General features: G+C 55.5%; 18 protein-coding genes, 1 tRNA gene, 3 rRNA genes and 1 other annotated feature. Of the genes, 11 read left to right on the plus strand and 11 right to left on the minus strand.

The genetic code is table 11. The features are described 5' to 3' along the window. Window positions 1-60 precede the first annotated feature (60 nt). The gene (locus tag AB1E37_RS05960) at window positions 61-933 is read left to right on the plus strand and encodes an SMP-30/gluconolactonase/LRE family protein (protein WP_004174805.1); all 873 of its coding nucleotides are present in this window, start codon (window positions 61-63) and stop codon (window positions 931-933) included. Here the strand turns inward: AB1E37_RS05960 and pheA are convergent. The 4 genes from pheA to bamD form a co-directional block, all read right to left on the minus strand. After that, a complete protein-coding gene (gene pheA, locus AB1E37_RS05965; RefSeq protein ID WP_004150975.1) occupies window positions 930-2,090 on the minus strand; it encodes a bifunctional chorismate mutase/prephenate dehydratase in 1,161 nt (386 codons plus the stop codon). The genes AB1E37_RS05960 and pheA overlap by 4 nt on opposite strands. 24 nt (window positions 2,091-2,114) lie before the next feature. Then, window positions 2,115-2,239: a sequence feature (Phe leader region), on the minus strand. Then, window positions 2,191-2,238 (minus strand): pheA operon leader peptide PheL, encoded by a 48-nt coding sequence (gene pheL, locus AB1E37_RS05970; RefSeq protein WP_100250063.1) that lies wholly within the window; start codon window positions 2,236-2,238, stop codon window positions 2,191-2,193. It overlaps the preceding feature by 48 nt. Window positions 2,240-2,344: 105 nt before the next feature. Next, window positions 2,345-2,680, minus strand: a complete 336-nt coding sequence (raiA, locus tag AB1E37_RS05975) for a ribosome-associated translation inhibitor RaiA (RefSeq protein WP_002914111.1) — start codon at window positions 2,678-2,680, stop codon at window positions 2,345-2,347. A 270-nt stretch (window positions 2,681-2,950) separates the two neighbouring features. Then, window positions 2,951-3,688, minus strand: a complete 738-nt coding sequence (gene bamD / locus AB1E37_RS05980; RefSeq protein WP_004145664.1) for an outer membrane protein assembly factor BamD — start codon at window positions 3,686-3,688, stop codon at window positions 2,951-2,953. A gap of 131 nt (window positions 3,689-3,819) precedes the next feature. On the opposite strand from bamD, the gene rluD reads away from it, so the two are divergent. From rluD to AB1E37_RS06020, 8 genes are all read left to right on the plus strand, one after another. Further along, the gene (gene rluD, locus AB1E37_RS05985; RefSeq protein ID WP_002914110.1) at window positions 3,820-4,800 is read left to right on the plus strand and encodes a 23S rRNA pseudouridine(1911/1915/1917) synthase RluD; all 981 of its coding nucleotides are present in this window, start codon (window positions 3,820-3,822) and stop codon (window positions 4,798-4,800) included. Continuing rightward, entirely contained in the window at window positions 4,797-5,528 is a 732-nt protein-coding gene (gene yfiH, locus AB1E37_RS05990) for a purine nucleoside phosphorylase YfiH (RefSeq protein ID WP_021469932.1), read from the plus strand. The genes rluD and yfiH overlap by 4 nt, the downstream gene beginning before the upstream one ends. A 129-nt stretch (window positions 5,529-5,657) precedes the next feature. Beyond that, window positions 5,658-8,231 carry an ATP-dependent chaperone ClpB gene (gene clpB, locus AB1E37_RS05995; protein ID WP_004890358.1) on the plus strand — a complete coding sequence of 858 codons (2,574 nt, stop codon included), beginning with the start codon at window positions 5,658-5,660 and terminating at the stop codon, window positions 8,229-8,231. A gap of 465 nt (window positions 8,232-8,696) precedes the next feature. After that, window positions 8,697-10,236, plus strand: a 16S ribosomal RNA gene (locus AB1E37_RS06000). Between the two features lie 85 nt (window positions 10,237-10,321). Then, window positions 10,322-10,397: transfer RNA gene (locus AB1E37_RS06005), tRNA-Glu, on the plus strand. Window positions 10,398-10,579: 182 nt separating this feature from the next. Further along, window positions 10,580-13,481, plus strand: a 23S ribosomal RNA gene (locus AB1E37_RS06010). 95 nt (window positions 13,482-13,576) lie between these two features. Further along, a 5S ribosomal RNA gene (rrf, locus tag AB1E37_RS06015) occupies window positions 13,577-13,692 on the plus strand. The 16S, 23S and 5S rRNA genes sit together here with 1 tRNA gene alongside, the layout of an rRNA operon. Before the next feature lie 411 nt (window positions 13,693-14,103). Then, window positions 14,104-15,402, plus strand: a complete 1,299-nt coding sequence (locus AB1E37_RS06020) for an MFS transporter (protein WP_004144368.1) — start codon at window positions 14,104-14,106, stop codon at window positions 15,400-15,402. A 3-nt stretch (window positions 15,403-15,405) separates the two neighbouring features. Here AB1E37_RS06020 and AB1E37_RS06025 read toward each other — a convergent pair whose 3' ends face one another. From AB1E37_RS06025 to trxC, 5 genes are all read right to left on the minus strand, one after another. Further along, window positions 15,406-15,729: a YfiM family lipoprotein gene (locus tag AB1E37_RS06025; RefSeq protein WP_002914095.1), complete on the minus strand. Its 324-nt coding sequence runs from the start codon at window positions 15,727-15,729 to the stop codon at window positions 15,406-15,408. A 41-nt stretch (window positions 15,730-15,770) separates the two neighbouring features. Further along, on the minus strand, window positions 15,771-17,126 hold the full coding sequence (gene pssA / locus AB1E37_RS06030) for a CDP-diacylglycerol--serine O-phosphatidyltransferase (RefSeq protein WP_004180947.1): 1,356 nt from the start codon (window positions 17,124-17,126) through the stop codon (window positions 15,771-15,773). A 120-nt stretch (window positions 17,127-17,246) separates the two neighbouring features. Continuing rightward, window positions 17,247-19,898 carry a protein lysine acetyltransferase gene (pat, locus tag AB1E37_RS06035; protein ID WP_004149373.1) on the minus strand — a complete coding sequence of 884 codons (2,652 nt, stop codon included), beginning with the start codon at window positions 19,896-19,898 and terminating at the stop codon, window positions 17,247-17,249. A gap of 34 nt (window positions 19,899-19,932) precedes the next feature. Continuing rightward, on the minus strand, window positions 19,933-20,631 hold the full coding sequence (gene tapT / locus AB1E37_RS06040; protein WP_002914092.1) for a tRNA-uridine aminocarboxypropyltransferase: 699 nt from the start codon (window positions 20,629-20,631) through the stop codon (window positions 19,933-19,935). A gap of 69 nt (window positions 20,632-20,700) precedes the next feature. Then, on the minus strand, window positions 20,701-21,126 hold the full coding sequence (trxC, locus tag AB1E37_RS06045) for a thioredoxin TrxC (RefSeq protein WP_002914091.1): 426 nt from the start codon (window positions 21,124-21,126) through the stop codon (window positions 20,701-20,703). A gap of 203 nt (window positions 21,127-21,329) precedes the next feature. Between trxC and AB1E37_RS06050 the strand changes: the two genes are divergently transcribed. Then, window positions 21,330-22,415 carry a tRNA/rRNA methyltransferase gene (locus AB1E37_RS06050; RefSeq protein ID WP_004174810.1) on the plus strand — a complete coding sequence of 362 codons (1,086 nt, stop codon included), beginning with the start codon at window positions 21,330-21,332 and terminating at the stop codon, window positions 22,413-22,415. 58 nt (window positions 22,416-22,473) lie between these two features. Here AB1E37_RS06050 and ung read toward each other — a convergent pair whose 3' ends face one another. Beyond that, window positions 22,474-23,163: a uracil-DNA glycosylase gene (gene ung, locus AB1E37_RS06055; protein WP_002914088.1), complete on the minus strand. Its 690-nt coding sequence runs from the start codon at window positions 23,161-23,163 to the stop codon at window positions 22,474-22,476. Window positions 23,164-23,475: 312 nt separating this feature from the next. On the opposite strand from ung, the gene grcA reads away from it, so the two are divergent. Then, on the plus strand, window positions 23,476-23,859 hold the full coding sequence (grcA, locus tag AB1E37_RS06060) for an autonomous glycyl radical cofactor GrcA (RefSeq protein ID WP_032447902.1): 384 nt from the start codon (window positions 23,476-23,478) through the stop codon (window positions 23,857-23,859). Window positions 23,860-23,904: 45 nt separating this feature from the next. Here grcA and srmB read toward each other — a convergent pair whose 3' ends face one another. After that, window positions 23,905-25,236: an ATP-dependent RNA helicase SrmB gene (gene srmB / locus AB1E37_RS06065; protein ID WP_002914082.1), complete on the minus strand. Its 1,332-nt coding sequence runs from the start codon at window positions 25,234-25,236 to the stop codon at window positions 23,905-23,907. Window positions 25,237-25,358 lie beyond the last annotated feature (122 nt).

Here is a 25,358-nt window from a genome sequence, read left to right on the forward strand (position 1 = left end):
CGAAAAAGATGTATACAATAAAGCCAGCGACCGCTGGCTTTTTTTATAGGGATGACAACGATGGCTGAACCACAACCGCTGTTTGACTACACCGGATACCTGCCGGAATGCCCGACCTGGAGCGAGGCAGAACAGGCCCTCTACTGGGCTGATATCATGGAATGTGAAATTCACCGCTACGATATCCGCAGCGGAGAACACCAGGTGCTGCAGTTTCCAGAGGAGGTCGGCTGTTTTGCCCTGCGCGAGAAGGGCGGGTTTATCGTTGCATTGCGCAGCGGCATCTGGCTGACCGACGCCCACGGCCTGCTGCGGCGGAAAGTCTGCGATAACCCGAGCAATCCGGAGCTGGCGCGGTTTAACGACGGCGGGACCGATCGCGATGGGCGCTTTTATGCCGGTACCTTCTGGGGGCCTGGGGATTACAACGGCGCGCTGCTGATGCGAGTGGATAACGACCTGCAGCCGAAAGTGATCCAGTGTGACATCCATGGCGCCAATGGCCTGGCCTTTAGCGCCGACCGGCGCTGGATGTATACCTCTGATACGCCGAACGCCGTGATCTACCGTACGCCGCTGGATGAGCAGGGTGAGCCTGGCCGACGCGAAGTCTTTCGCCGTTTTCAGCCTGGCGAAGGGATCCCTGACGGGGCGGCGATCGACGTGGAGGGATGTTACTGGAGCGCAATGTTTGACGGCTGGCGGATCGCCCGTTTCTCGCCGCAGGGCGAGGAGCTGGAATCCTACCCGATGCCGGTTCGTTGCCCGACGATGGTCTGCTTCGGCGGGGCGGATATGAAAACGCTCTATATCACCACCACCCGGGAAAACATGGAGGACGATGAGCTGGCGCAGTATCCGCTGTCAGGCGCCATCTTCACCCTGCCGGTAGCGGTGGCAGGGATGAAGAAATTACCGTTCCGCGAATGTTAAACCGGATCCACCGGGACCACGTTTTCGCTAGGGTAGCAGCCGAGGACCTTCATGGAGCGGGTGATATCCGCCAGCTCCTTCAGCGCCTTGCGCATGGGCAGCGAATCCAGGTTGGCCTGAATATCGAGATAAAACATCTCTTCCCAGGGATTGCCGTGGATCGGGCGGGATTCCAGTTTGGTCATGATCAGATTGTGGTTGCGCAGCACCAGCAGGGCTTCCACCAGGGCGCCCGCCTGCTGACCGGTCGCCATTAACAGCGTGGTCTTGGCCGGCACCTGATCGGAGACGTTCACCGCTTTGCGCGCCAGGACGAGGAAGCGCGTGATGTTCTGCGTCTGGTTGGCCTGGCAGTGCTCCAGCACCTGCAGACCATACAGAGCGCCGCCCGCTTCGCTACCCAGGGCCGCGACGGCCGGGGAGTTCGCCTGCGCCACTTTTTCCATTGCCGCCGAGGTGCTCTCGGTATACTCAATCTTCCAGTGCGGGTAGCGGCTCAGGTACTGGCTGCACTGCTGGAACGGCTGCGGATGGCTGTAAACGGTCTGAATTTTATCGGCATCCGTCGAGGTGCTCACCAGTACGCAATGATCGATAGGGATCGTCAGCTCGCCAACGATCGACAGGCTGGTGTGCTGCAGCAGATCGTAGACGTCGTTGATCCCGCCGGAGCTGGTGTTTTCAATCGGCACCACCGCGTAATCGGCCTGGCCGGTTTCTACCTGATTAAAAATATCGGCGAACTTCGCGCAGCCGCTCTCAATAAACTGCTCAAAGTGGCGAGCGGCGTACTGACGCGCCGCCAGATGCGAGTAAGAGCCCTTGGGACCGAGGAACGCCACGCGGGCCGAATGCGGGTTAATTTTATTCAGATGCTGCTGCAGCAGGGTTTGCTGGGTAAGAACAGAGTCTTCGATAATCAGCTGGAACAGGCGGGTGATATAGTGCGCATCCAGATTATGGCGCTTGCCGATAGTCATCAGGCGCTCCAGCAGATCGCGTTCGCGGTCAATATCACGCACCGGACGATGGGAGGCCAGTTTGGCTTTTCCAACCTCAACAGCCAGTCCGCGGCGCTCCGCCAGCAGAGCAAGCAGCTTCTCGTCCAGGGCGCTTATCTTATCGCGCAGCGCCAGTAATGGGTTTTCCTCGGTCATAGATGTTGCCTTTGTTGTTATCAAATAAAAAAGGCCTCCCGGGTGGGAGGCCTTATTGTTCGTCTTCGCATTCTTTCTTATACGACGAATTGCCTCCCGGTCAGGGGAAGGTAAAAAAGAATGCGAAGAAGAACGGGACAAGTTTCATGGTAAATTCCTTTAGGTAGTGGGGATTACAGTACCTGTACTGTTTTCACTCTGTCAATAAAAAACGCGCCCGAAGGCGCGTGGCATGACACAACTTAAGTTAAGGATTACTCTTCTTCTTCCACAAAGCCTGCCTCTTTCACCGACGTCGCGGCGCGGCGGGCTTCCCCTTTGTGTTGCACTTTATTGAGCTGCCGTTCCAGCTTGTTGATCAATTCGTTAATGGCGGCGTACATATCTTCATGACGCGCACTGGCAACCAGATGGCCGTTTGGCGTGTTGATGGTTGCATCAGCGATAAAACCCTGCGGCTCCTTAGACAGAATGATGTGCGGGTTGATTAAATGAGTTTGCCACTTATCCAGTTTGGCGAGACGGTCTGCGACATGCTGGCGGATTGCCGGAGTAATTTCCATTTGTTTACTGGTAATGTTCATTGTCATAAATTTTACCTCTTGTCTTTCCCGTCTTGGTGAATCCAGCATACCTTTCCCAATGTCAAAATGTGGGATCTAAATCACATTTTATTGTCACTTTTTGTCAACAAATTCATTTTGTGAGACAGGGCAGGAAGAAGTGAGATTTTACTTGTCGAACCCGATAAAGCAGGCCATATTTGATGAGTTAACCCGGCGCTAAACCGCTTCAGCTCGTCGGGAAGCGTATAAAAAAACGGCAGCCAGTGGCTGCCGTTTGCGATCGATGAGTCAGGCTCAGGTGTTCTTGCTGTTCGCGGCGATAATCTTCGCGACTTTGTCCGCCTGAGCGTTCATTTGCATCTGACGATAGGCGTTTTCCATCTTCGGCAGGGCATCGCGGGTGGCCTGGGTATCCGGATAATTACGCATCATCCCTTCCACACGGTTAACCACGGCAACCCATGCGCCACGATCGGTGTAGTAATCCACGACCGACAGCTCATATTTGGCCAGACGATCTTTCAGGAACACCATGCGTTTATAGGCGTCAGTGGCGTACTGGCTGTTCGGATAACCACGCACCAGTTTGGAGAAGTCATTGAAGGCATCGCGCGCGTGCTGCGGATCGCGGTCGGAGCGATCAACGCCGAAGAAGCCCTGCAGCGCGCTGTCATCCAGGGCCATGTTGGTCAGGCCGCGCATATAGATGACATAGTCGATGTTCGGATGGGTGGGGTTCAAACGCATGAAGCGATCGATAGCCGCCTGAGCCAGAGGAAGATCGGCGTTTTTATAATACGCATAAATCAGATCCAGCTGTACCTGTTGGGAATAAGGGCCGAATGGATAACGATTATCCAACGCTTCCAGTTGCGTTATCGCCTGTTTCCAGTTACCGTCCTGCAGTTTTTGCTGGGCGGTCGCGTAGATTTCATTCGGCGGATTATCAGGCACCTCTTCCTTAGAGCCGGAGCAACCCACCAAAGCCAGGCTCAGTGTGGCGGCTGCCACCAGGTATTTCATGCGCGTCATGACGTTTTGACTTCCTCAAAATGTTTATGCGGGAGAATCTCTGTTCCTGCTCCCGATTAAGACCAGCTACAATAGCACACTATATTAAACGGCAAAGCCGTAAAACCCAACGTTAAACGAAGAAGCTGTATATGGCACAACGAGTACAACTCACCGCAACGGTGACCGAAAATCAACTCGGTCAACGCTTAGATCAGGCTTTGGCCGAATTGTTCCCTGATTATTCGCGATCGCGGATAAAAGAATGGATCCTCGACCAACGCGTATTAGTCAATGGCACCATTGGCGATAAACCGAAAGAAAAAGTGCTGGGGGGAGAACGCATCGCTATCGATGTGGAAATCGAAGAAGAGGCGCGCTTCCAGCCGCAGGATATTCCGCTCAATATCGTTTACGAAGATGATGACATCATCGTGATCAATAAACCGCGCGATCTGGTTGTACATCCTGGCGCGGGCAACCCTGACGGTACTGTGCTGAATGCGCTGCTGCACTACTATCCGCCTATTGCCGATGTGCCGCGCGCGGGTATTGTTCATCGTCTGGATAAAGACACCACCGGTCTGATGGTGGTGGCGAAAACCATTCCGGCGCAAACCCGGCTGGTGGAGTCGCTGCAGCTGCGCGAGATCACCCGTGAATACGAAGCGGTGGCGATCGGTCATATGACCGCCGGTGGCACAGTGGAAGAGCCGATCAGCCGTCACCCGACCAAGCGTACCCATATGGCGGTGCATCCGATGGGCAAACCGGCGGTGACCCACTACCGCATTATGGAACATTTCCGCATCCATACCCGCCTGCGTCTGCGTCTGGAAACCGGTCGTACGCATCAGATCCGCGTGCATATGTCGCATATCACCCATCCGCTGGTAGGCGACCAGGTCTATGGCGGCCGGCCGCGTCCGCCGAAGGGCGCGTCGGAGGAGTTCATCACCGCGCTGCGTAAATTCGACCGCCAGGCGCTGCATGCCACCATGCTGCGCCTGTATCACCCGATCTCCGGCATTGAAATGGAGTGGCACGCGCCCATCCCGCAGGATATGGTCGAGCTCATCGAGGCGATGCGCGCCGATTTTGAAGCCCATAAGGACGATATTGACTGGTTATGACGAAACTGATTGTACCGCAGTGGCCAATGCCCGGCAGCGTGGCGGCCTGTAGTTCTACCCGCATCGGCGGCGTGAGTCTGCCGCCCTATGACTCGCTCAACCTGGGCGCCCATTGCGGCGACAATCTGCAGGATGTCGAAGAAAACCGGCGGCGGATGTTTGCCGCCGGCGGCTTGCCGTCTTACCCGGTTTGGCTGGAGCAGGTCCATGGCACCGAGGTTCTGACGCTGGACGGCGGACCCTATCCGTCGAAACGCGCGGATGCCTCTTATAGTCGTACGCCAGGGACCGTCTGCGCGGTGATGACCGCTGACTGCCTGCCGGTGCTGTTCTGTAACCGCGATGGCACCGAAGTCGCCGCGGCGCACGCGGGATGGCGCGGCTTATGCGAAGGGGTTCTGGAAGCGACGATTGCTCGTTTCGCCGATAAAGCCGAAAATATTATGGCGTGGCTGGGGCCCGCCATCGGTCCGCAGGCGTTTGAGGTGGGACCGGAAGTCCGGGATGCCTTTATGGCGAAGGACGAGAATGCGCACCGGGCTTTTCGTCCGGCAGGCGAAAAATATTTTGCTGATATCTACCAACTGGCGCGGCAGCGTCTGGCAAACGTCGGCGTTGAGCAGATTTTCGGCGGCGATCGCTGCACGCTAAGCGAAAAGGATGATTTTTTCTCTTACCGGCGCGACAAGACCACCGGTCGTATGGCAAGTTTCATTTGGCTGATATAACCTAGAGAATCAAGACGATCCAGAAGGCAAACTTATTTTTCACATAGTTCGGGTCTTTAACCTTGAATAATTGAGGGATGACCTCATTTAATCTCCAGTAGCAAATTTGACCTGTTTATGGGAGGAGTTATGCGTCTGGATCGTCTTACCAATAAATTCCAGCTTGCTCTTGCCGATGCCCAGTCGCTCGCACTCGGGCACGACAACCAATTCATCGAACCTCTTCATTTAATGAGCGCCTTGCTGAATCAGGAAGGGGGATCGGTACGTCCTTTATTAACCTCGGCGGGCGTGAATGCCGGGAAACTGCGCACTGACATCGAACAGGCCTTGAGCCGTTTACCGCAGGTGGAAGGCACCGGCGGCGATGTGCAACCTTCTCAGGATTTAGTGCGGATCCTCAACCTTTGCGACAAGCTGGCGCAAAAGAAAAAGGACAACTTTATTTCGTCGGAACTGTTCGTTCTGGCGGCGCTTGAATCACGCGGTACGCTGACCGACCTTTTAAAATCCGCCGGAGCAACAACCGCCAACGTGACTCAGGCGATTGAACAAATGCGCGGAGGGGAAAGCGTGAACGATCAGGGTGCCGAAGACCAACGTCAGGCATTGAAGAAATTTACCGTCGATCTGACCGAGCGAGCCGAGCAGGGCAAGCTGGATCCGGTGATCGGCCGTGATGAAGAGATTCGCCGTACCATTCAGGTACTGCAGCGTCGTACCAAAAACAACCCGGTGCTGATCGGTGAACCCGGGGTGGGTAAAACGGCAATCGTCGAAGGCCTGGCGCAGCGTATCGTCAACGGCGAAGTACCAGAAGGGCTGAAAGGCCGTCGGGTATTGGCGCTGGATATGGGGGCGCTGGTGGCCGGGGCGAAATACCGCGGTGAGTTTGAAGAGCGTCTGAAAGGCGTGCTGACCGACCTGTCAAAACAGGAAGGCAACGTCATTCTGTTTATCGACGAACTGCATACCATGGTTGGCGCTGGTAAAGCCGACGGCGCGATGGATGCGGGTAACATGCTGAAGCCGGCGCTGGCGCGTGGTGAACTGCACTGCGTCGGGGCGACGACGCTTGATGAATACCGTCAGTACATCGAAAAAGACGCCGCGCTGGAACGTCGCTTCCAGAAAGTGTTCGTCGCCGAGCCTTCGGTAGAAGATACCATCGCGATTCTGCGCGGTCTGAAAGAACGTTATGAGCTGCACCACCACGTGCAGATCACTGACCCGGCTATCGTGGCGGCGGCGACCTTATCGCATCGCTATATTGCCGACCGTCAGCTGCCGGATAAAGCCATCGACCTCATCGATGAGGCGGCATCCAGCATCCGTATGCAGATTGACTCCAAACCGGAAGAGCTGGACCGCCTCGATCGGCGTATTATCCAGCTGAAACTGGAACAGCAGGCGCTGAAGAAAGAGTCTGATGAGGCGAGCCTGAAGCGTCTCGATATGCTCAACGAGGAGCTGGCGGATAAAGAACGGCAGTATTCGGTGCTGGAAGAAGAGTGGAAAGCGGAAAAAGCGTCGCTCTCCGGTACCCAGACCATCAAAGCTGAGCTGGAGCAGGCGAAAATCGCCATCGAACAGGCGCGTCGTGTCGGCGATCTGGCGCGGATGTCCGAGCTGCAGTACGGCAAAATTCCGGAACTGGAGAAACAGCTGGCGGCGGCCACGCAGGCCGAAGGGAAAACCATGCGTCTGCTGCGTAATAAAGTGACTGATGCTGAAATCGCCGAAGTGCTGGCCCGCTGGACCGGTATCCCGGTCTCCCGCATGATGGAAAGCGAGCGTGACAAACTGCTGCGTATGGAGCAGGAGCTGCATCATCGGGTGATTGGCCAGGATGAGGCGGTTGAAGCGGTATCCAACGCCATTCGCCGCAGCCGCGCCGGGCTGTCCGATCCGAACCGGCCGATTGGTTCGTTCCTGTTCCTCGGTCCAACCGGGGTCGGTAAAACCGAGCTGTGTAAAACGCTGGCTAACTTTATGTTCGACAGCGACGACGCAATGGTGCGTATCGATATGTCCGAGTTTATGGAGAAACACTCCGTCTCGCGTCTGGTCGGTGCGCCTCCGGGATACGTCGGCTATGAAGAGGGCGGTTACCTGACCGAGGCGGTGCGCCGTCGTCCTTATTCCGTCATCCTGCTGGATGAAGTGGAAAAAGCGCACCCGGATGTGTTCAACATTCTGCTGCAGGTACTCGACGACGGGCGTCTCACCGACGGGCAGGGGAGAACGGTCGACTTCCGTAATACGGTAGTCATCATGACCTCGAACCTCGGTTCCGATCTGATTCAGGAACGGTTCGGCGAGCTGGACTACGGACATATGAAGGACCTGGTGCTGGGGGTAGTCAGCCAGAACTTCCGTCCGGAGTTCATCAACCGTATCGACGAAGTGGTGGTCTTCCATCCGCTGGGCGAGAAACATATTGCCTCTATTGCCCAGATCCAGCTGCAGCGTCTGTATAAACGTCTGGAAGAGCGCGGATATGAAGTGCAGATGTCCGATGAGGCGCTGAAGCTGCTGAGCGCCAATGGTTACGATCCGGTATACGGCGCGCGGCCATTGAAACGTGCTATTCAGCAGCAGATTGAGAACCCGTTAGCCCAGCAGATCCTTTCCGGTGAGCTGGTTCCGGGTAAAACCATCGAGCTGGTAGTAAAAGACGACCGCATTGTGGCAGTGCAGTAAATCACAAAACGACAAAAACGGGCCCAGCGGGCTCGTTTTTGTTTAAAAACCAGGCAAGAATTAAAGCTCAATACCTGATTTGGTTGAAAAGTGAGCGGTTGAATTCTTTTTTTGAATTTATCCTTGTCACTCCAGAATTACCCCCTATAATGCGCCTCCACTGACACGGAACAACGGCAAACAAGCCGCCGGGCCAGGAGGATTCAACGACGGAAATCGACGTTGAAAGCCGACAGAGAAAAGCAAAATAAGCGCTTGACTCTGAATGAGGAAAACGTATTATACGGGACCTCGCGACAGAGCGCTAAAGCGCGTCGCAACTGCTCTTTAACAATTTATCAGACAATCTGTGTGGGCACTCAAAGTGACATGGATTCTTAACGTCCTCGGACGAAAAATGAATACCAAGTCTCAAGAGTGAACACGTAATTCATTACGAAGTTTAATTCTTTGAGCATCAAACTTAAATTGAAGAGTTTGATCATGGCTCAGATTGAACGCTGGCGGCAGGCCTAACACATGCAAGTCGAGCGGTAGCACAGAGAGCTTGCTCTCGGGTGACGAGCGGCGGACGGGTGAGTAATGTCTGGGAAACTGCCTGATGGAGGGGGATAACTACTGGAAACGGTAGCTAATACCGCATAATGTCGCAAGACCAAAGTGGGGGACCTTCGGGCCTCATGCCATCAGATGTGCCCAGATGGGATTAGCTAGTAGGTGGGGTAACGGCTCACCTAGGCGACGATCCCTAGCTGGTCTGAGAGGATGACCAGCCACACTGGAACTGAGACACGGTCCAGACTCCTACGGGAGGCAGCAGTGGGGAATATTGCACAATGGGCGCAAGCCTGATGCAGCCATGCCGCGTGTGTGAAGAAGGCCTTCGGGTTGTAAAGCACTTTCAGCGGGGAGGAAGGCGCTAAGGTTAATAACCTTAGCGATTGACGTTACCCGCAGAAGAAGCACCGGCTAACTCCGTGCCAGCAGCCGCGGTAATACGGAGGGTGCAAGCGTTAATCGGAATTACTGGGCGTAAAGCGCACGCAGGCGGTCTGTCAAGTCGGATGTGAAATCCCCGGGCTCAACCTGGGAACTGCATTCGAAACTGGCAGGCTAGAGTCTTGTAGAGGGGGGTAGAATTCCAGGTGTAGCGGTGAAATGCGTAGAGATCTGGAGGAATACCGGTGGCGAAGGCGGCCCCCTGGACAAAGACTGACGCTCAGGTGCGAAAGCGTGGGGAGCAAACAGGATTAGATACCCTGGTAGTCCACGCCGTAAACGATGTCGATTTGGAGGTTGCGCCCTTGAGGCGTGGCTTCCGGAGCTAACGCGTTAAATCGACCGCCTGGGGAGTACGGCCGCAAGGTTAAAACTCAAATGAATTGACGGGGGCCCGCACAAGCGGTGGAGCATGTGGTTTAATTCGATGCAACGCGAAGAACCTTACCTGGTCTTGACATCCACAGAACTTTCCAGAGATGGATTGGTGCCTTCGGGAACTGTGAGACAGGTGCTGCATGGCTGTCGTCAGCTCGTGTTGTGAAATGTTGGGTTAAGTCCCGCAACGAGCGCAACCCTTATCCTTTGTTGCCAGCGGTCCGGCCGGGAACTCAAAGGAGACTGCCAGTGATAAACTGGAGGAAGGTGGGGATGACGTCAAGTCATCATGGCCCTTACGACCAGGGCTACACACGTGCTACAATGGCATATACAAAGAGAAGCGACCTCGCGAGAGCAAGCGGACCTCATAAAGTATGTCGTAGTCCGGATTGGAGTCTGCAACTCGACTCCATGAAGTCGGAATCGCTAGTAATCGTAGATCAGAATGCTACGGTGAATACGTTCCCGGGCCTTGTACACACCGCCCGTCACACCATGGGAGTGGGTTGCAAAAGAAGTAGGTAGCTTAACCTTCGGGAGGGCGCTTACCACTTTGTGATTCATGACTGGGGTGAAGTCGTAACAAGGTAACCGTAGGGGAACCTGCGGTTGGATCACCTCCTTACCTTAAAGAACCTGCCTTTGTAGTGCTCACACAGATTGTCTGATGAACGTAAAGAAGCAAGGCGTCTTGCGATTGAGACTTCAGTGTCCCCTTCGTCTAGAGGCCCAGGACACCGCCCTTTCACGGCGGTAACAGGGGTTCGAATCCCCTAGGGGACGCCACTTGCTGGTTCGTGAGTGAAAGACGCGTGCCGAACTATCTCAAAACTCATCTTCGGGTGATGTTTGAGATATTTGCTCTTTAAAAATCTGGATCAAGCTGAAAATTGAAACGACACACAGTCAATGTGTGTTCGAGTCTCTCAAATTTTCGCAATCAGAAGTGAAACATCTTCGGGTTGTGAGGTTAAGCGACTAAGCGTACACGGTGGATGCCCTGGCAGTCAGAGGCGATGAAGGACGTGCTAATCTGCGAAAAGCGTCGGTAAGGTGATATGAACCGTTATAACCGGCGATGTCCGAATGGGGAAACCCAGTGCAATTCGTTGCACTATCGTTAACTGAATACATAGGTTAACGAGGCGAACCGGGGGAACTGAAACATCTAAGTACCCCGAGGAAAAGAAATCAACCGAGATTCCCCCAGTAGCGGCGAGCGAACGGGGAGCAGCCCAGAGTCTGAATCAGCTTGTGTGTTAGTGGAACGGTCTGGAAAGTCCGACGGTACAGGGTGATAGTCCCGTACACCAAAATGCACAGGTTGTGAACTCGAAGAGTAGGGCGGGACACGTGGTATCCTGTCTGAATATGGGGGGACCATCCTCCAAGGCTAAATACTCCTGACTGACCGATAGTGAACCAGTACCGTGAGGGAAAGGCGAAAAGAACCCCGGCGAGGGGAGTGAAAAAGAACCTGAAACCGTGTACGTACAAGCAGTGGGAGCACCTTCGGGTGTGACTGCGTACCTTTTGTATAATGGGTCAGCGACTTATATTCTGTAGCAAGGTTAACCGTATAGGGGAGCCGCAGGGAAACCGAGTCTTAACTGGGCGTTAAGTTGCAGGGTATAGACCCGAAACCCGGTGATCTAGCCATGGGCAGGTTGAAGGTTGGGTAACACTAACTGGAGGACCGAACCGACTAATGTTGAAAAATTAGCGGATGACTTGTGGCTGGGGGTGAAAGGCCAATCAAACCGGGAGATAGCTGGTTCTCCCCGAAAGCTATTTAGGTAGCGCCTCGTGAACTCATCTTCGGGGGTAGAGCACTGTTTCGGCTAGGGGGTCATCCCGACTTACCAACCCGATGCAAACTACGAATACCGAAGAATGTTATCACGGGAGACACACGGCGGGTGCTAACGTCCGTCGTGAAGAGGGAAACAACCCAGACCGCCAGCTAAGGTCCCAAAGTCATGGTTAAGTGGGAAACGATGTGGGAAGGCACAGACAGCCAGGATGTTGGCTTAGAAGCAGCCATCATTTAAAGAAAGCGTAATAGCTCACTGGTCGAGTCGGCCTGCGCGGAAGATGTAACGGGGCTAAACCATGCACCGAAGCTGCGGCAGCGACACTATGTGTTGTTGGGTAGGGGAGCGTTCTGTAAGCCTGCGAAGGTGTGCTGTGAGGCATGCTGGAGGTATCAGAAGTGCGAATGCTGACATAAGTAACGATAAAGCGGGTGAAAAGCCCGCTCGCCGGAAGACCAAGGGTTCCTGTCCAACGTTAATCGGGGCAGGGTGAGTCGACCCCCTAGGCGAGGCCGAAAGGCGTAGTCGATGGGAAACAGGTTAATATTCCTGTACTTGGTGTTACTGCGAAGGGGGGACGGAGAAGGCTATGTTAGCCGGGCGACGGTTGTCCCGGTTTAAGCATGTAGGCTGGTTATCCAGGCAAATCCGGATAATCAAGGCTGAGGTGTGATGACGAGGCACTACGGTGCTGAAGTAACAAATGCCCTGCTTCCAGGAAAAGCCTCTAAGCATCAGGTAACATCAAATCGTACCCCAAACCGACACAGGTGGTCAGGTAGAGAATACCAAGGCGCTTGAGAGAACTCGGGTGAAGGAACTAGGCAAAATGGTGCCGTAACTTCGGGAGAAGGCACGCTGGTGTGTAGGTGAAGCCCCTGCGGGTGGAGCTGAGACCAGTCGAAGATACCAGCTGGCTGCAACTGTTTATTAAAAACACAGCACTGTGCAAACACGAAAGTGGACGTATACGGTGTGACGCCTGCCCGGTGCCGGAAGGTTAATTGATGGGGTTATCCGTAAGGAGAAGCTCTTGATCGAAGCCCCGGTAAACGGCGGCCGTAACTATAACGGTCCTAAGGTAGCGAAATTCCTTGTCGGGTAAGTTCCGACCTGCACGAATGGCGTAATGATGGCCAGGCTGTCTCCACCCGAGACTCAGTGAAATTGAACTCGCTGTGAAGATGCAGTGTACCCGCGGCAAGACGGAAAGACCCCGTGAACCTTTACTATAGCTTGACACTGAACATTGAGCCTTGATGTGTAGGATAGGTGGGAGGCTTTGAAGCGTGGACGCCAGTCTGCGTGGAGCCAACCTTGAAATACCACCCTTTAATGTTTGATGTTCTAACGTTGGCCCCTGACCGGGGTTGCGGACAGTGTCTGGTGGGTAGTTTGACTGGGGCGGTCTCCTCCCAAAGCGTAACGGAGGAGCACGAAGGTTAGCTAATCCTGGTCGGACATCAGGAGGTTAGTGCAATGGCATAAGCTAGCTTGACTGCGAGCGTGACGGCGCGAGCAGGTGCGAAAGCAGGTCATAGTGATCCGGTGGTTCTGAATGGAAGGGCCATCGCTCAACGGATAAAAGGTACTCCGGGGATAACAGGCTGATACCGCCCAAGAGTTCATATCGACGGCGGTGTTTGGCACCTCGATGTCGGCTCATCACATCCTGGGGCTGAAGTAGGTCCCAAGGGTATGGCTGTTCGCCATTTAAAGTGGTACGCGAGCTGGGTTTAGAACGTCGTGAGACAGTTCGGTCCCTATCTGCCGTGGGCGCTGGAGAATTGAGGGGGGCTGCTCCTAGTACGAGAGGACCGGAGTGGACGCATCACTGGTGTTCGGGTTGTCATGCCAATGGCACTGCCCGGTAGCTAAATGCGGAAGAGATAAGTGCTGAAAGCATCTAAGCACGAAACTTGCCCCGAGATGAGTTCTCCCTGAGACTTTAAGTCTCCTGAAGGAACGTTAAAGACGATGACGTTGATAGGCCGGGTGTGTAAGCGCAGCGATGCGTTGAGCTAACCGGTACTAATGAACCGTGAGGCTTAACCTTACAACGCCGAAGATGTTTTGGCGGATTTGAGAATTTTCAGCTCTGATACAGATTAATCGATACGTTGGTGAGACGTGTTGATAAAACAGAATTTGCCTGGCGGTACTAGCGCGGTGGTCCCACCTGACCCCATGCCGAACTCAGAAGTGAAACGCCGTAGCGCCGATGGTAGTGTGGGGTCTCCCCATGTGAGAGTAGGGAACTGCCAGGCATCAAACAAGTGAAGAGCCCATCCTGTCGGATGGGCTTTTTGCGTTTCTGGCGTCCGGCCAGCGTGCCGGTATATCTCACCCGGTGGCGCTGCGCTTACCGGGGCTACAAAACCGTACCCCGGAAAAAGTGCGCAGCACCGCCTCCGGCGAAAATTACGCCATGTTCGCTCCATTATCTCCTTTCAACGCAAAATAAAACCCCGTCATGGCAATCCCTTCGCCATAATCCACTTTTTCCCTGCCCCTGCGCTGGCGATGATCGCGAAAACCGTGCTTGCGAAAAAAAATGTGAATCCAATCACATATAAAAAAATAACAATTATATAACATTTAGTTTACTAATTAATTTGTCTGCGTGACGTGGTACGCCCGACAAGACAGATTGCAGTCTTTGCTGGAGCAATATAACAATGACAGAAAGTAGCATTACCGAACGGGGCGCGCCGGAACTGGCCGATACCCGTCGTCGTATTTGGGCAATTGTTGGCGCTTCCTCGGGGAATCTGGTTGAATGGTTTGATTTTTACGTTTACTCATTCTGCTCGCTCTATTTCGCGCACATCTTCTTTCCATCCGGAAATACCACCACCCAACTGCTGCAAACGGCAGGCGTATTTGCCGCCGGATTTCTGATGCGTCCTATCGGTGGATGGCTGTTTGGTCGGATCGCTGACCGCCGGGGACGTAAAACGTCCATGCTTATCTCGGTCTGCATGATGTGCTTTGGCTCACTGGTGATTGCCTGTCTGCCGGGTTATGCGGTGATCGGCACCTGGGCCCCGGCGCTGCTGCTGCTGGCGCGTCTGTTCCAGGGGCTGTCTGTTGGCGGAGAATACGGCACCAGTGCGACCTATATGAGTGAAGTCGCGGTGGAGGGTAAGAAAGGCTTCTATGCCTCCTTCCAGTACGTTACGCTGATTGGTGGTCAACTGCTGGCTGTATTAGTGGTTGTGGCGCTCCAGCAGGTGCTTAGCGATGAAGATCTCCATGCCTGGGGATGGCGTATTCCTTTTGCCCTCGGGGCGGTACTGGCTATCGTCGCGCTGTGGCTGCGTCGCCAGCTGGACGAAACCTCGAAGCAGGAGACCCGGGCGCTGAAAGAGGCTGGCTCATTTAAAGGGTTGTGGCGCAATCGCCGGGCCTTTGCGATGGTGTTAGGCTTTACCGCCGCCGGATCGCTGACCTTCTACACCTTCACCACCTATATGCAAAAGTATCTGGTCAACACGGCGGGCATGACGGCCAGCACCGCCAGCGTGATCATGACCGCGGCGCTGTTCGTTTATATGCTGGTTCAGCCGCTATTCGGCGCCTTCTCGGATAAAGTTGGCCGCCGGACCTCCATGCTGTGCTTTGGCGTGCTGGCGACGTTATTTACCGTGCCTATTCTCAGCGCCTTGCAAAAAGTGAGCTCACCCTATGCCGCCTTCGGCCTGGTGATCTGCGCCTTACTGATTGTCAGTTTCTATACCTCGATCAGCGGCATCCTGAAAGCAGAGATGTTCCCGGCTCAGGTTCGCGCGCTTGGGGTCGGGTTGTCCTATGCCGTCGCGAACGCATTGTTCGGCGGCTCTGCGGAGTACGTCGCGCTGTCGCTTAAGTCGGCAGGGATAGAGCACGCGTTCTACTGGTATGTGACGGTGATGGCCGCCATTGCCTTCCTTGTCTCCCTGATGTTGCATCGCAAAGGGAAGGGGTTGCGTCTGTAACGCTTACTGATGAGCCAACTGCCATACAGCGTAGCCGGTGGTCGCGCCGGCGACATCCCAGGCAAAATCCTTCCAGCTCCAGCCGCTCCCAGCCGGGCGGCTGTCCCAAAGCTCTTTTGAGGCGCCAAGGCTGACGGAAAACATCAGGCCGATAGCGGCGCTGCGGTCCCGGCTGTAACCCTGATGTTGCGCATATTCATTGCCAGCGGCAGAGAGCATCGCTGAGGCCAGAAAATGCTGGGCTTTGTCCTGACCGGACCATGCATCATTTGCCATGTGGCTGCAGCCGGTTAACAGCAGCGAAGCAATCACTATTATCGTACGCATAGCGCTTCCAGAAAAAAGCCCCGTCGAGGCGGGGCTGATAGTCAGAGAATACGGCTGATCAGCCGGTCAATGCGGATCCGCCGCAGGCGGCGGATCAGTTTTCGCACTTTCACCGGATAGTCGGCGATACTTTGCAGATCCCGATAATGTTTCACTACCGTGGTGTGGGTGCGGATGAGCTTCAGCTCTTTCTCCCGCATGGCCCCCAACTGCCGCTTTGGATCGTGGATCAGAATGGCGTTTTCCAGATCGAGCCGCCAGGCGCGCGGGTTCAGGTTGTTGCCAGTGAGCAGCATCCACTCATCGTCAACCCACATGCCTTTCAGGTGGTAGCTGTTATCATCATCCTTCCACAGGCGGACGATCAGCTGATCGGTATTGACATAATACTGCAGCCGGCTGAGGAAACGCCGCAGGTTGATCTCATACAGATAGGGAAGGGCGCCGATGATTTTAAACGGCTGATCTTCAGGAATGTAGAAATCGTTAGCCGTTTTATCGCCGACAATAATCTCCACCTGTTTTCCGTCGCGCAGCAGCTGGATGATATTTCTTACCAGTACGGCAGGGAGGTTGAAGTAGGGGGTGCAGATCGTCAGCTTGTGTTCGGCACAGGGCATCAGGTGAAAGATGGTTTTATTCAGCAGGCTCGATTTACCCAGGCCTACCAGCGGGGTGACGGAGAGTTCTTCGTCACCAGCGGTGCCGACAAAATGGTAGCTGCGGTCGCGGAGCTCCTGACGGTACTGGCGAATGTCGTTTTTGATTTCCGGGCTTTTTGGCCGATCCGGTCTGTCGAGACGGTTAACGCCGCGCCCCTGAACCAGATTGTTGTCGACCCAGTCGAACATGATGTCCGCCATTTTGCCGTTACGGATGCACTGATAGCGATCATAGCGATACTTATCATGCTGATGCAGATAAACATCATTCAGGCTGGCGCCGCTGTAGAGGACGCAGTCATCAATAATAAAGCCTTTGAAATGGAGAACGCCGAGCGCCTCCCGGGTGTTAATCGGCACGCCGTAAACGGGGATATCTACCCCTGGATTTTCATTGGCCATCCGACAATACCAGTCGGCATTGGTATTAGAGGCGGCGGCGCCGATACGGCCACGCTGAGCGCGGTGCCAGTCCACCAGAACGCGGACATCCAGTTCCGGACGCTGGCGTTTGGCGTCATAAAGGGCCTGCAAAATTCCTTTTCCGCCATCATCTTGCTCCAGATAGAGCGCAATAATGCATATACGCTGAGTGGCGTGGGCAATCCGGGTCAGTAACGCTTCCCTGAATTCCGCAGGGGCGTAAAAGAACTCTACATCATCAACTGACTGAGAAAGCTTAGGGAGTTGGGCAAGGTGTTGTTGATGTTTATTACGCTTAAATTTTGACAACATCACAGTGCGTTTCTTCTCTGTTTATTGAAGGGTCTTCTGTACCATGCAGACGACGTAAGCGGGCAATAATACCATTACTACCCGCTAATGTGGTCAACAATTGCGGTCAGCGTCGCGCGATTATCCCTGATTCAGGGGCAGCGACAGGCTGACAATCCCATCTTCCAGCTGAATATCGACGGTGAATCCCAGCTTTCTGGCGAGGCCTATCATGCCTCGGTTATTTGGCATCGTAATACCATTAAGGCGCTGCAGGCCATGGCTTTGCGTATAGGCGATCAGCTTTTCCAGCAACCTTCGCCCCAGGCCTAACCCTTTTAAATCTGAACGGACCAGAACGGCAAACTCGGCGTCAATATTATCGGGATCGGAGATCGCCCGCGTCACGCCGAGGATCTCGCTCTTCTCTGCGCTGGTCCTGACGGCAACGAACGCCATTTCTCGATCGTAGTCGATCTGGGTCATATTGGCTAAGTCGTCATGGGTAAATTCGTTGATCTCACTAAAATAGCGATAATAGAGATCTTCTTTGGTGACCTGGGCGATAAATGCGAGCAACTGTGGCTCATCTTCCGGGAGGATCGGCCGGAACAGACAGCGATCGCCATTTTTCATCACCACCCACTCCTCCAGTTGGTGCGGATAGGGACGAATAGCGAGACGGCTTTCACTGTCGCCGCTGAAGGGAGCAAGCCCCAGGGTAACGTCCAGCGCCGTAAACTCGTTGCCGGAGGCGAGCAGGGGATGAATATCCAGGCGCTGGATCTCCGGGCAGTCGACGATCAGGTTCGAGACCTGAACCAGCAGCTGGCTTAAGCCAGCGATATCCAGCGGGCGCAAGGCGCTGCGGCCGCGGATCTTCTTATTTTTGATCGCCTGGATCACCAGATAACGCGCCAGGTTCATATTCAGCGGCGGCAGCGCCACGGCGGCCTGGTCCTCGGCCCGCCACTCCACGCCGCCCTCGCCTAGCATAATCAACGGGCCGAAGACGGGATCGTGCTCAACCACTACTCTTAGCTCCTGGGCGCCAGCGCGATTGGCCATGCTTTGCACCAGCAATCCATGAATGCGCGCCTGGGGCCAGGCCAGTTTGACGCGATCGATCATCGCATCTGCAGCCTGCTGCACCTCGGCGGCGGTACGCAAATAGAGCATGACCCCCTGTACTTCTGATTTGTGCGGGATATCCGGAGAACGCAGCTTCAGCGCAACCGGATAGCCTATCTGCTCAGCGATATGCACCGCTTCCGCGCTGTCAGCGGCAATCCAGGTTGGCAGCGTGTGGATGCCATAGGCCCGAAGCACCGGGCTGACCTCGTGAGTATCCAGCGTGGTGGCGCCGTCTTCTATCGCTTGCTGCAGCAGAGCATGCGCCTCGCTGGTATTGGCGGTTAAGGAGTCTGGTAGCACCGGCGTCTCGCGCAGTTGTTTCTGGTTGCGACGGTATTCCACCATATGCATAAAAGCGGTGATCGTGCCCTCCGGCGTACGGTAGGTAGGGAGGCCGGCATCGCTGAATAAACGTCGCGCTTCCTGCGAGGAAAATTCGCCGCACCAGTTGGTCAGCACGGTGACATATTTACCGCGCGGGTGATGCTTCAGAGCGTCAATCAGGGCCAGGGCACTCTCGGTGCCCGGCGCGGCGGCGCTGGGAGAGTGGATCACCAGCAGCGCGTCATAGTCCTGACTGTTGAGCAAAACATTCACCGCCCGCTGATAGTGTTCGCTACTGGCGTCATCGCGTAGATCCAGCGGGTTGGCGATCTCCACGCCAACCGGCAACGCCTGGCGCAGGGCGTCGCGCGTCTCCTCGCTGAGAGTCGCCAGCTTACCGTTTCGCAACCAAAGCTCATCCAGCGCCAGCGCCGCCGGCGCCGCACCGTTGCTGACGATCATCAGTTTTTCACCGCGCAGCGGGCGCATGTGGCTGAGCGTTTCCACCGCAGAGAACAGCTCATGGGTATCCTGCACCCGCAGCAGACCAGCGCGCTGAATGGCCGCATCCCATGCCGGGTCCATCCCGGAATTGGCGTGCAATAGCTTCTGCGCCGCCGGACTACGGCCGCTTTTAATCACCAGGATAGGTTTGTTTCGCGAAGCGCTGCGCGCGGCGGAGACAAAGCGGCGCGCGTCGCTGAGATGCTCGAGGTACAGCAAAATGGCGCTGGTCTTGCTGTCGCGGGCCAGAAAGTCCAGCAGGTCATCGACATCAATATCCAGGCTATCGCCCAGGGCGATGAAGTAGGAAAAACCCATCTCGCGCTGTTGCGCCCAGTCAAGGATAGTATTGGAGACGGCGGCCGACTGCGAGATAAAGGCCAGTTTACCGCGATGGATCGGCACCGGTGAAAAGCTGGCGTTCAGCCCTTGCCATGGGGCCAGCAGTCCGAGACTGTTGGGGCCGAGCAGACGCATCTGATAGCGCGCGGCGCATTCGAGCAGCGCCGGGTACTGTTCCGGCTGCGAAGAGAGGATGATGCAGGTCTTGCAGCCTTTTTGCCCTAAGGCTTCGAGCAATTCGAGATTACGCCTGGCGTTAGTACAGAGCACCGCCAGATCCGGGGTAAACGGCAGACTCTCGATGGTAGGCCATGCCAGTACCCCAAGAACCGCCTTCCAGGCGGGGGTGACCGGCATCACCGGGCCATTGAAGCCGCCGGCTAACAGGTTGCGCATCATGAGATAGCCAGCTCGCTGCGGCTTCATTGATGCGCCAATAACGGCGATGGACTTTGGTCGCAGCAGCGCTTCCAGGCCTCGTTGGCTCATACCGGTCTCCTTTCATCCCAGTGACCGAATGATTTTAAACGTTTTCCACCTGGCCCGCTGTGATACTGCCCTTATGCTGGGTTTTTCCCGCCAGATAGCGGGTCCGGAAGCGGGTGAAGTGCTCGCCAAGCGCAGCGGCGGCCGGGGCATCGCCCGCCAGATCCAGCAGGGCGATGGCCACTTCCGCGGTACAATATTGTCCGTCGGCGTGCGCCTCGCGCAGATGGTAGGCAGAGATGCGCGACAGATCGACGGAGATAATCGGCAGCGCGTCGAGATAAGGACTCTTACGGAACATTTTGCGCGCTTCGGTCCAGGTGCCGTCGAGCATGATAAACAGCGGGGGTTTACCGGACGGCGGCGCGCTCAGGACCTGGCGATCCGGCCCGGCATAGGAGGCCGGAAATACGACCATGGGCTGATAATCAGGATGGGCGACCAGATCGAGCAGCGCCTGCGGCGGTTCGGTACGCGACCACTGAAACGCTTCGGTATCTGGCAGAATATCGGCGATGAGCCGGCCAGTGTTGCTGGGCTTCATCGGTTCCGTATCAAACATCACCAGGCAGAAGCGGCTGGCGGCCTGCGCTGAGGTTAACGTGGCGCACAGGCACTGCTTGAGCGGCAGCAGACAGCGCTGGCAGCGGCGGATGCGATTACCGCGCGCAAGGAAAGGGCGGGTAGCTCGCGCGAGACGTTCGGCGCGCAGGCGAAGGACAGCGTTATCAGTCATGGGAGTCGCTAGTGAAAAACGCTATTGTCGCAGAGGTGAAAACGGGGCACAAGCGGTGCCCCGGAAGGGTTATTGTTGGCCGGCTTCGTTAAGCCAGCTATCGAATGGCGCTTTTGGCACTGCGCCATTGAGCATGTCGATCACTTCGCCATTTTTGAACATCATAATGGTCGGGATGCTGCGGATACGAAACCGGGCGCTAAGCTCACGTTCCGCTTCGGTGTTGACTTTCACAAAACGCATCTTCCCGCTACGCTCTTCCGCGACGTCTTCAAAGATCGGCGCGAAGCTACGGCAGGGTCCGCACCATGGCGCCCAGAAATCGACAACGACCGGCAGATCGTCCTTCAAGAGTTTATCCAGCGTTGCCCCGGTCGCGTTGATGACGTCGCCGTCAAAAAGATCGTGACCGCAGCGTCCGCACTTTGCGCCATCCGCGCTACGATCGTCCGGGAGGCGGTTCAGAGCCTGACAACTGGCACAAACGGTATTCATAACTAACCTCTGGTTATGGGTTGCAACGTGGCACGTGGCCGATATGTTTCTGTGATGTTACATATTATCGATGAAGTGTTATTTGAGGACAATGCGTTTTGTTCGATGAGTGCAATAGAGGCCGGCTTTTAAACGAAATCATGGCGAAGCGATGGCACATCGGGTAATCTGCGCGCTTCGCGCAGCGCAGGTGGAGAAAATTGATGAGCGACGAACTGAAAAATAAAAGCGGCAAGGTCAAAGTGATGTATGTCCGCAGTGATGATGATTCTGACAAACGCACCCATAACCCACGTACCGGGAAAGGGGGAGGTCGTCCAGGAAAATCTCGTGTTGACGGCCGCAGCCGCCCTGCGCGTGACGAACGAAACAGCCGCGGCGACGATCGCAAACGTGACGACCGTAAGCGTGACGAGCGCAAACGCGATGATTTTCATCGCGACGATGCGTCTCCGTGGCGTACCGTTTCCCGCGCTCCTGGCGATGAGACGCCGGTAAAAGAAGATCACGGCGGGATCAGCGGGAAGAGCTTTATCGATCCGGAAGTGCTGCGTCGTCAGCGTGCGGAAGAGACCCGCGTATATGGCGAAAACGCCTGCCAGGCGCTGTTCCAGAGCCGTCCGGAAGCTATCGTTCGCGCCTGGTTTATTCAGAGCGTGACGCCGCGCTTTAAAGAGGCGCTGCGCTGGATGGCGGCCAACCGTAAGGCCTATCACGTGGTGGACGAAGCCGAGCTGGCGAAAGCCTCCGGCACCGAGCATCACGGCGGCGTCTGCTTCCTGATCAAAAAACGCCACGGCACTTCTGTTGCTCAATGGGTCGCGAAGGCCGGGGAAGAAGATTGCGTTCTGGCGCTGGAAGATGTGGGTAACCCACATAATCTCGGGGCGATCATGCGCAGCTGCGCGCACTTTGGCGTGAAGGGCGTGGTGGTTCAGGATGCCGGCGTGCTGGAGTCCGGGGCGGCGATCCGTACGGCGGAGGGCGGTGCGGAGCATGTTGAACCGATCACCGGCGACAGCTTTATCGATACCCTCGATCAGTTCCGCAAAGCGGGCTACGCGATTGTCTCAACGTCCAGCCATAATGGTACCCCGCTGTTTAAAGCCGAGCTGCCGAAGAAAATGGTGCTGGCGTTAGGCCAGGAACGTGATGGTCTGTCCGATGCGGCGATTTCCAGCGCCGATCTCAGCGTTGCCATCGACGGTACCGGCAACGTCGAAAGCCTGAACGTCTCTGTGGCGACCGGCGTCCTGCTGGCGGAATGGTGGCGTCAGAACAAGGCGTGATTCGCCTGCCTGAATGCAAAAAAGCCAGCTGATGCTGGCTTTTTTTTATGGCTGTCAATCACTCGCTTTCAGCGGGAAGGACCGGCATCCAGTCGATCGGCGTTTCGCCGCGGTCAACCAGCCACTGGTTGGTCTGTACGAAATGGTTGCAGCCAAAGAAGCCGCGATGCGCAGAGAGCGGTGATGGATGCGGCGCCTTCAGCACGCAGTGGCGCTGACGATCGATAATCGCGCCTTTCTTCTGCGCATGGGAGCCCCACAGCAGAAAAACTACTCCCTCGCAATGCTCATTGATTAAAGCGATAACCTTATCGGTAAAGGTCTCCCAGCCCAGACTGGCGTGCGAGTGCGCCTGTCCGGCGCGGACGGTCAGGACCGTATTCAGCAGCAGCACGCCCTGTCGTGCCCAGCTTTCGAGATAACCGTGGGTGGGGCGGGTAAAGCCGGGGATCGTGGCCTCCAGCTCTTTATACATATTCAGCAACGAAGGCGGGATCGCGACGCCCGGACGAACTGAGAACGCCAGACCGTGGGCCTGACCCGGGCCGTGATAGGGGTCCTGGCCGAGAATGACGACTTTGACATCGCCCAGTTCAGTAAAGCGAAACGCATTGAAGACGTCTTTTTGCGGCGGATAGATGGTGATCCCGGACTGGCGCTCTTCGGCGACGGTCTTCAGAGTATTGAGAAAATAGGGTTGTTGCTTTTCATCCGCCAGCACGTCATGCCAGGTTAAAGGGGTGGTCATCTTGCTCTCCTGCAAAAGGGTCATCGCTATAGCTTAACGGCTTCTTTCTATAGAACAAAATCGGCACGGCTTGATGCCGGCTTTTATGCAAAAAAAATTGAAAATTTACAAAATTATTTATAGCTCACAATGGCGTAACTTGATGTAAAACAATAAAAACCTCCTATACCCACGTTGGGTGAGTGGTTTTTATTGATTTATATCAAGGAATGCCGAGGGTGCGGCTGATATATATACACTCATACAACAATGGTTTTACCAATTGGCCGCGAAGAGGCCAAAATCGAATAAACACTGCCTGGGAGGCATCAAATGATTACTGGTATCCAAATTACTAAAGCGGTAAACGACGACCTGCTCAACTCTTTCTGGCTGCTGGATAGCGAAAAAGGCGAAGCGCGCTGCCTGTGCGCCAAAGGTGGTTTTGCGGAAGATGATGTGGTTGCGGTAAGCAAACTGGGTGAAATCGAATACCGTGAAATCCCGGTGGACGTGAAACCGGAAGTGCGCGTCGAAGGCGGTCAGCACCTGAACGTTAACGTGCTGCGTCGCGAAACCCTGCTGGACGCGGTTGAGCATCCGGAAAAATATCCGCAGCTGACCATTCGTGTTTCCGGCTACGCGGTACGCTTCAACTCTCTGACGCCGGAACAGCAGCGCGACGTTATCGCCCGTACCTTTACCGAAAGCCTGTAAGGCTAACGCCAGATGTGAAAACGCCGGGATATCCCGGCGTTTTTTTTACTCATCGCTGGACGCTGATGGCGTCCCGGCCGCGCTTGGCTTCCGGCGCTTACCGATATTTTTCGTATCGCGGTGGCGCTTCTTCACCCGCGGTTTCTCTTTTTCATCTTTTTTCTTCTGCGCACGCTTCGCCAGCACTTTCTTCGATGGCTTACCCGTCAGCTTCTCGCTCGGCGCACGGGTCGTCGGGCGCAGTTCATCGATAACTCTGGCTTTCAACGGCTCTTCAATATAGCGACCAATCTTACCCAGCAGCAGGTGGTCATGAGCCTCGACCAGAGAAATGGCGGTCCCTTTTTTACCGGCGCGGCCGGTACGACCGATACGGTGCAGGTAGGTATCCGCGGTACGCGGCATATCGAAGTTAAAGACGTGGCTGACGTCCGGAATATCGATACCGCGGGCAGCGACGTCGGTGGCGATCAGCACGTTGACGCGGCCGTCGGTCAGGCGCTTGATAGCTTCGTTTCGCTTGGCCTGCACCATCTCGCCTTCCAGCCAGCAGGTGTTAATCCCGGCCTCACGCAGCCAGTTAGCCAGCTCATGCACGCGCTCGCGCTTACGCACAAACACGATAGCGCGGGTGGCTTCCGGCTGTTGCAACAGATTCACCAGCAGTTTGGTTTTATGTTCGATATCGTCGGCGCGGTAGTACCACTGATGGATTTTCTTACGCTCGCGGGTTGACGGATTGGCGGAAACTTCAACCGGCTCCTCCAGCAGACGCTCAGCAAAGTCTTTGATCGCATCGCCTTCCAGCGTCGCTGAGAACAGCATAGTCTGCTTGCGCCAGCGAGTTTCACCGGCGATGGTTTCGATATCCTGGGCAAAACCCATATCCAGCATGCGGTCGGCTTCATCGAGGATTAGGGTCTCGACGGCGCGGCAGTCGAAATTCTCTTCTTTAATATATTGCAGCAGGCGACCGGTGGTGGCGACTACGATGTCCTGGTTTTCGCTGAACACTTCCGCGTGGTTCATGTACGCCACGCCGCCGGTAATGGTAGCAATGTCCAGATGGGTATGCTTCGCCAGCTCGCGGGCGTGGTCGGCCACCTGCATCGCCAGCTCACGGGTCGGCGTCAGGATAAGAATGCGCGGCGGGCCGGATTTCTTACGCGGGAAATCGAGCAGGTGCTGCAACGCTGGCAGCAGATACGCCGCCGTTTTACCGGTGCCGGTCGGCGCTGAACCGAGAATGTCACGGCCATCGAGCGCAGGCGGAATAGCGGCGGCCTGAATGGCTGTCGGGCGAGTGAAACCTTTATCCTGGAGGGCTTCCAGCAGGTTTTCGTCGAGTTCAAGTTCGGAAAAAGTCGTTACAGTCATGTTCTACCTCTGAGTGGGCCGCCGATTATAGACGTTACTGACGTAATGTTCATCTGTTTGTAAGGCTATCTGTTCTCCGGTATTGTGCATAGCCTTAGGTTCAGGAGTTTTTGTCGGCAAGG

Source organism: Klebsiella sp. Shm-1, from assembly GCF_040804525.1.
GTDB lineage: Bacteria > Pseudomonadota > Gammaproteobacteria > Enterobacterales > Enterobacteriaceae > Klebsiella > Klebsiella pneumoniae.